The 386-nt window shown below is 65.3% G+C and carries 1 pseudogene; it reads left to right on the forward strand.

From position 1 onward, the window contains the following. Positions 1-221 (forward strand): annotated as a pseudogene (locus EO174_RS23385) (ice nucleation protein); the annotation flags it as partial. Positions 222-386: the final 165 nt, after the last annotated feature.

Genomic DNA, 386 nt, shown 5'->3' on the forward strand with positions numbered 1-386 from the left:
ATACCGCCGACATCATCTGGTTGGGCGAGGAGGGAATGATCAAGTTTCCCCGCGCCGAGGTGGTCTACGCCGGCAACCGTGCCAGCGCGATGCAGTGCATTGCCGCGGGCATTGCGCAGCACACCCCGCCACAGCCGGAGCCACCTGCAGTCGTTGCCGCGGACTTCATTCCCAAGGCAGCGCAGGCGCAGTTAACTGCGCCTGCGCTGCCTTGGGAATGAAGTCCGCGGCAACGACTGCAGGTGGCTCCGGCTGTGGCGGGGTGTGCTGCGCAATGCCCGCGGCAATGCACTGCATCGCGCTGGCACGGTTGCCGGCGTAGACCACCTCGGCGCGGGGAAACTTGATCATTCCCTCCTCGCCCAACCAGATGATGTCGGCGGTAT

The organism is Xanthomonas sp. BRIP62418 (genome assembly GCF_003993495.1).
Classification (GTDB): domain Bacteria; phylum Pseudomonadota; class Gammaproteobacteria; order Xanthomonadales; family Xanthomonadaceae; genus Xanthomonas; species Xanthomonas euroxanthea.